This window comes from Streptomyces sp. NPDC002698 (assembly GCF_042888945.1).
GTDB lineage: Bacteria > Actinomycetota > Actinomycetes > Streptomycetales > Streptomycetaceae > Streptomyces.
In genome coordinates this window covers 138,285-144,284 of record NZ_JBIAQM010000020.1, presented here as the reverse complement: position 1 = coordinate 144,284, position 6,000 = coordinate 138,285, and the positions used below count along the sequence as shown (strand labels likewise).

Sequence of the window (6,000 nt, the reverse complement as noted above, 5' to 3'; positions counted from 1 at the left end):
GACCCGGCGTTCGCCCCCGAGCTGACCGGCTCCACCGACGCGTTCACCGTCCACACCCGGTGGATCGAGACCGAGTTCGTCAACGAGATCAAGCCGTTCACCGCCCCGGCCGACACCGAGAGCGACGACGAGCCCGGCCGCGAGACGGTGGTCGTCGAGGTCGGCGGCAAGCGCCTGGAGGTCTCGCTGCCCGTCTCGCTGGGCATGTCGCTGGCCCGCACCGGTCTGGCCGCGGGCGCCAAGCCCAAGCGCCGGGCCGCCAAGAAGTCCGGCCCGGCCGCCTCCGGCGACACCCTCGCCTCCCCGATGCAGGGCACCATCGTCAAGGTGGCCGTCGAGGAGGGCCAGGAGGTCAAGGAGGGCGACCTGATCGTCGTCCTGGAGGCCATGAAGATGGAACAGCCCCTGAACGCGCACCGCTCCGGCACCGTCAAGGGCCTGAGCGCCGAGGTCGGCGCCTCCGTCACCTCCGGCGCCCCCATCTGCGAGATCAAGGACTGAGCAGCACGAACGGGTGACGCGCCCGTCATCGCGTCCGAAGCGCCCGGCGGACCGCATCTGCGGCCCGCCGGGCGCTTCACCGTGTGGGGCGAACCCCGTCCACGGCGGCGCTCGGGCCCCCGTCCGCGCAACCGTCCATGATGCTTCGAGCCGTCCGGCGCGGAGCCGTGGATGTCCGTCCGGGAGCCGCCGGTGGCATTCTGGAGCGCAGCCGGGCGGCGGGAGAGGGCAGGTGGAAGCCATGGTGGGCGCGACCGCGAGGGAGCGGGCCGGTACGTCCGGACCCGCCACGAGTCAAGGAGCGCCGCGCGTGATGCGGGCGGACGCCCGGCGCAACTACGGGCGGCTGCTCGCCGAGGCGCGCTCCGCGTTCGCCGAGCGCGGCACGGACACGTCCCTGGAGGACGTGGCCCGGCGCGCGGGCGTCGGAATCGGCACGCTGTACCGGCACTTCCCGAATCGGCACGCGTTGATGAGCGCGGTCTTCGAGGACGCCGTGAACGATCTGCTGGCCCGCTCGCGGGAGTTGCTCGACGCCCCGCAGCCGTGCACCGCCCTGGTGGAGTGGCTGCGCGAGATCATCGCGCACGCGGGTGAGTACCGAGGGCTCGCACGCGCCCTCATGTCGGCCTCGCGGGACGAGGGTTCACACCTCGCCCGGTGCAGTGGCCCGATGCGTGAGGCGGGCGGCGCCCTGCTGCTGCGCGCCCAGGAGTCGGGGGCCGTACGCCCCGACGTCTCGATCGGTGACCTCCTCCAGCTGACCAACGCGATCGCGCTGGCGGCGGAGGAAACCGCGGACGACCCCGCGCTGGCCGACCGTCTGCTGAGCCTGACGCTGCGCGGCCTGAAACCATGAGCCGGCCCGGCTCGCGGCCCGAGACCGTGAGCACACCCGGCCACCCGGCCGCCCGGCCGCCCGATGGCTCCGGCCGACCCGGCCCGCCGCCCGGCTCCGTGAGCCGATCCGGCCCGCGGCCCGCAGCCCGGCGTCGTCAGCCGACCTGTCCCGCGGCCCACAGCCCGACCTCGTCAGCCGACCTGTCCGGCTGTCCGGCTGTCCGGCTGTCCGGCTGTCCGGCTGTCCGCCGAGGATTTCGGCCCCCGGCGTCACCGTCCCGCCGACACCGCTCAGCGGCGTCGGAGATCGGCCACCCGTGCTCTTTCGGCCGGGGGCTGGTCCCCCATCACCGTCGCGCTCCGTAGTTGCGGTCCCGAGCCCGGGACCACCTGGCCGCGGCGCGGGCCCGGGAGGGGTACGTCCCGACGCGGCTGGCGCCCCGCCGGGAGCGGATCCCCTCCCGCACCGCCCGCCGAAGACCCGGCCACCGCGATCTGCACGCCCTGATCGGCCAGGGCCTGGAGTTCGGTGGCCGCACGGTCGTCATGGGCGGGCGGCTCGTCCGTGACCAGGCGGGTGATGAGGTCGGTCGGCACGGTCTGGAACATGGTGTCCGTCCCGAGCTTGGTGTGGTCGGCGAGGACCACGACCTCCGCGGCCGCCTGGACGAGAGCACGGTCCACGGACGCCGAGAGCATGTTGGACGTGGAGAGTCCGCGCTCGGCGGTCAGACCGCTCCCGGAGAGGAACGCCCGGGAGACGCGCAGCCCCTGGAGGGACTGCTCCGCGCCCGAGCCGACCAGTGCGTAGTTGGAACCGCGCAGGGTGCCGCCGGTCATCACGACCTCCACGCGGTTGGCATGGGCCAACGCCTGGGCCACCAGCAGGGAGTTGGTGACGACGGTCAGACCGGGCACCCGCGCGAGCCGACGGGCCAGCTCCTGCGTGGTGGTACCCGCCCCCACCACGATGGCCTCGCCTTCTTCGACGAGACCCGCGGCGAGATCGGCGATGGCCGTCTTCTCGGCGGTCGCGAGATGCGATTTCTGCGGAAAGCCGGACTCCCGCGTGAACCCGCCCGGCAATACCGCACCGCCGTGCCGGCGGTCGAGGAGTCCTTCTGCCTCCAGCGCGCGCACGTCCCGCCGTACGGTCACTTCGGAGGTCTGGACGACGCGGGCGAGCTCACGGAGCGACACGGCCCCGTTCGCTCGCACCATTTCGAGGATCAATTGGCGACGTTCTGCAGCGAACACGAAACTGACAGTAACCCCAACGACCGTCTGCTTTCAGCAGTTTGCGCCGAATAACAGAAGTTGTTCGCATGGCAGGGTGCTAAGTGGTATACGTGCCCACTCGCGGCACCCGTTCCCTGCGCGGCGTCACCAACTCCCCGTGACCAGCGGGGAGTCACCGAAAGGCGTCAGCCCTCGCCCGAGGTCTTCCGGGTGTGCAGCTGTCGTGCCACCTCGGCGATCGAGCCGGACAGGGACGGGTACACGGTGAACGCGTTCGCGATCTGTTCGACCGTCAGATTGTTGTCGACCGCGATCGAGATGGGGTGGATGAGCTCCGAGGCGCGCGGGGAGACGACCACGCCGCCGACCACGATGCCGGTGCCGGGGCGGCAGAAGATCTTGACGAAGCCGTCGCGGATGCCCTGCATCTTGGCGCGCGGGTTGCGCAGCAGCGGCAGCTTCACGACCCGGGCGTCGATCTTGCCCGCGTCGACGTCCGCCTGGGTGTAGCCGACGGTGGCGATCTCGGGGTCGGTGAAGACGTTCGAGGAGACCGTCTTCAGGTTCAGCGGGGCCACCGCGTCGCCGAGGAAGTGGTACATGGCGATACGGCCCTGCATGGCGGCGACGGACGCGAGGGCGAAGACGCCGGTCACGTCACCGGCCGCGTAGACGCCCGGAGCGGTCGTGCGGGAGACCCTGTCGGTCCAGATGTGCCCGGAGTCGCGGACCCTGACGCCGGCCTCCTCCAGGCCCATCCCGCTGCTGTTCGGGATGGCGCCGACGGCCATCAGGCAGTGCGTGCCGCTGATGACCCGGCCGTCGGAGAGCGTCACCTCGACCCGGTCGCCGACCCGCTTGGCGGACTCGGCGCGGGAGCGGGCCATGACGTTCATGCCGCGGCGGCGGAAGACGTCCTCCAGGACGGCGGCGGCGTCGGGGTCCTCGCCCGGCAGCACGCGGTCGCGGCTGGAGACGAGGGTGACGCGGGAGCCGAGTGCCTGGTAGGCGCCGGCGAACTCGGCGCCGGTGACACCGGAACCCACCACGATGAGCTCCTCGGGCAGCTCGTCGAGGTCGTAGACCTGGGTCCAGTTCAGAATGCGCTCGCCGTCGGGCTGCGCGTCGGGCAGCTCGCGCGGGTGCCCGCCGGTGGCCAGGAGCACGGCGTCGGCGGTGAGGGTCTCCTCGGTGCCGTCCGCGGCGCTCACGACGACCTTGCGGGAGCCGTCCAGGGCCTGCATGCCCTCCAGCCGTCCGCGGCCGCGCAGCACCCGGGCGCCGGCGCGGGTCACCGAGGCGGTGATGTCGTGCGACTGGGCGAGCGCGAGGCGCTTCACACGGCGGTTGACCTTGCCGAGGTCGACGCCGACCACCTTGGCCGCCTGCTCCATGGGTGGGGTGTCGTCGGCGACGATGATCCCCAGCTCCTCGTAGGAGGAGTCGAAGGTCGTCATCACCTCGGCCGTGGCGATGAGAGTCTTCGACGGCACGCAGTCGGTGAGCACCGACGCCCCGCCCAGACCGTCGCAGTCGACGACGGTCACCTCCGCGCCGAGCTGCGCGGCCACCAGCGCCGCTTCATATCCGCCGGGTCCGCCACCGATGATCACGATCCGAGTCACGTACTCCATTGTCCCGCACGCTTCAAGGTGCTTCCGCCCAGGGGCCCCGAGTACGGCGCATCCGAGCCACTTTGTTACGCGAGAGGCGTACGTGCCGCTGCCGTACCCTCGACCCCATGTCGCTCTACGCCGCGTACGCCGGCAATCTCGACCCGCGGCTCATGACGCGCCGCGCCCCGCATTCGCCGCTGCGCGCCACGGGCTGGCTGAACGGCTGGCGGCTGACCTTCGGCGGCGAGCACATGGGCTGGGAGGGAGCGCTCGCGACGATCGTCGAGGCGCCGCGGTCCCAGGTCTTCGTGGCGCTGTACGACGTCGCACCGCTGGACGAGGACTCCATGGACCGCTGGGAGGGCGTCGGCCTCGACGTCTACCGCCGGATGCGTGTACGTGTGCACACACTGGAGGGTGAGGAAGCCGCGTGGGTCTACGTACTGAACGGGTACGAGGGGGGACTGCCCTCGGCCCGTTATCTGGGCGAGCTGGCGGACGCCGCCGAGTCGGCCGGCGCACCGCACGACTACGTCATGGAGCTGCGCAAGCGGCCCTGCTGACGCCCGCTCCACCGGCGCGCCCCGCCGCTCCGCGGCGGAATCCTGGCCGCTCCGCGGCGGTTTCGTCCGCCCGACCCCCCCCCCCCCCCCCCCGGGGGGGGGGGCCCCCCCCCCCCCCCCCCCCCCCCCCCCCCCCCCCCCCCCCCCCCCCCCCCCCCCCCCCCCGCCGCTCCGCGGCGCGCCTGCCACCCGCCCGCCCGTCTCGGCCCGTCACGACGCGCCCTCGCGGCGCCCTCGCCGTGTCCTCGGTCTCACCCATTTGTCGGAAACGACAAGACAACGATCGCAAGACCGTGAGCACCGTCATCTACGCGCGTAGGAACAAACCGGCTACGCTCTTGCGCGTGAACGCATCTCTTCTTCCGGACGACATCCAGGGCGACCCCCACGCCGCCGCCGACGCCGCCGCCACGCGCCTGCGTGAGCTGACGGGCGCCGAGACCCACGACGTCGCCCTCGTGATGGGCTCGGGCTGGGCTCCCGCCGTGGACGCCCTCGGCACCCCCGAGGCCGAGTTCCCGGTCACCGAGCTGCCCGGCTTCCCGCCGCCGGCGGTCGAGGGCCACGGTGGCACGATCCGCTCGTACCGGATCGGCGACAAGCGCGCCCTGGTCTTCCTCGGCCGCACCCACTTCTACGAGGGCCGCGGGGTCGCCGCCGTCGCGCACGGTGTCCGTACCGCCGTCGCCGCCGGCTGCAAGACCATCGTGCTCACCAACGGCTGCGGCGGACTGCGCGAGGGCATGCGCCCCGGTCAGCCCGTGCTGATCAGCGACCACATCAACCTGACGGCCACCTCGCCGATCATCGGCGCGAACTTCGTCGACCTCACCGACCTGTACTCGCCGCGGCTGCGCGCGCTGTGCAAGGAGGTCGACCCCTCCCTGGAGGAGGGCGTCTACGCGCAGTTCCCCGGTCCGCACTACGAGACGCCCGCCGAGATCCGGATGGCCCGCGTCATCGGCGCCGACCTGGTGGGCATGTCGACGACCCTCGAGGCCATCGCCGCGCGTGAGGCGGGTGCCGAGGTGCTCGGCATCTCCCTCGTCACCAACCTCGCCGCCGGCATGACGGGCGAGCCCCTCAACCACGAGGAAGTCCTCCAGGCGGGCCGCGACTCGGCCGCGCGCATGGGGGAACTTCTGACCCAGGTGCTGGATCGTCTGTAGGCGACAGGGTCACGCGCCCCCGGTGCGGGGGGCGGAACGACCCTGGCACACGGAAGCCGTACGACCGAAGAG

The 6,000-nt window shown here is 72.5% G+C and carries 6 protein-coding genes; 4 read left to right on the top strand and 2 right to left on the bottom strand.

The window, feature by feature from the left end:
- A partial coding sequence (locus ACFYW9_RS26195) for a biotin/lipoyl-containing protein (RefSeq protein ID WP_389154919.1) occupies positions 1 to 501 on the top strand: 501 nt, incomplete at its 5' end.
- 313 nt (positions 502 to 814) lie between these two features.
- Positions 815 to 1,360 carry a TetR family transcriptional regulator gene (locus tag ACFYW9_RS26190; protein WP_351876135.1) on the top strand — a complete coding sequence of 182 codons (546 nt, stop codon included), beginning with the start codon at positions 815 to 817 and terminating at the stop codon, positions 1,358 to 1,360.
- A gap of 272 nt (positions 1,361 to 1,632) precedes the next feature.
- Here ACFYW9_RS26190 and ACFYW9_RS26185 read toward each other — a convergent pair whose 3' ends face one another.
- Positions 1,633 to 2,598, bottom strand: a complete 966-nt coding sequence (locus ACFYW9_RS26185; protein ID WP_326785860.1) for a DeoR/GlpR family DNA-binding transcription regulator — start codon at positions 2,596 to 2,598, stop codon at positions 1,633 to 1,635.
- A 167-nt stretch (positions 2,599 to 2,765) separates the two neighbouring features.
- On the bottom strand, positions 2,766 to 4,214 hold the full coding sequence (locus ACFYW9_RS26180; RefSeq protein WP_351876131.1) for an NAD(P)H-quinone dehydrogenase: 1,449 nt from the start codon (positions 4,212 to 4,214) through the stop codon (positions 2,766 to 2,768).
- Positions 4,215 to 4,321: 107 nt separating this feature from the next.
- Between ACFYW9_RS26180 and ACFYW9_RS26175 the strand changes: the two genes are divergently transcribed.
- Both ACFYW9_RS26175 and ACFYW9_RS26170 read left to right on the top strand, forming a co-directional pair.
- Positions 4,322 to 4,759, top strand: coding sequence for a gamma-glutamylcyclotransferase (locus ACFYW9_RS26175; protein WP_328671099.1), 438 nt, complete (start codon positions 4,322 to 4,324; stop codon positions 4,757 to 4,759).
- A 344-nt stretch (positions 4,760 to 5,103) separates the two neighbouring features.
- Positions 5,104 to 5,928: a purine-nucleoside phosphorylase gene (locus ACFYW9_RS26170; protein WP_328553785.1), complete on the top strand. Its 825-nt coding sequence runs from the start codon at positions 5,104 to 5,106 to the stop codon at positions 5,926 to 5,928.
- Positions 5,929 to 6,000 lie beyond the last annotated feature (72 nt).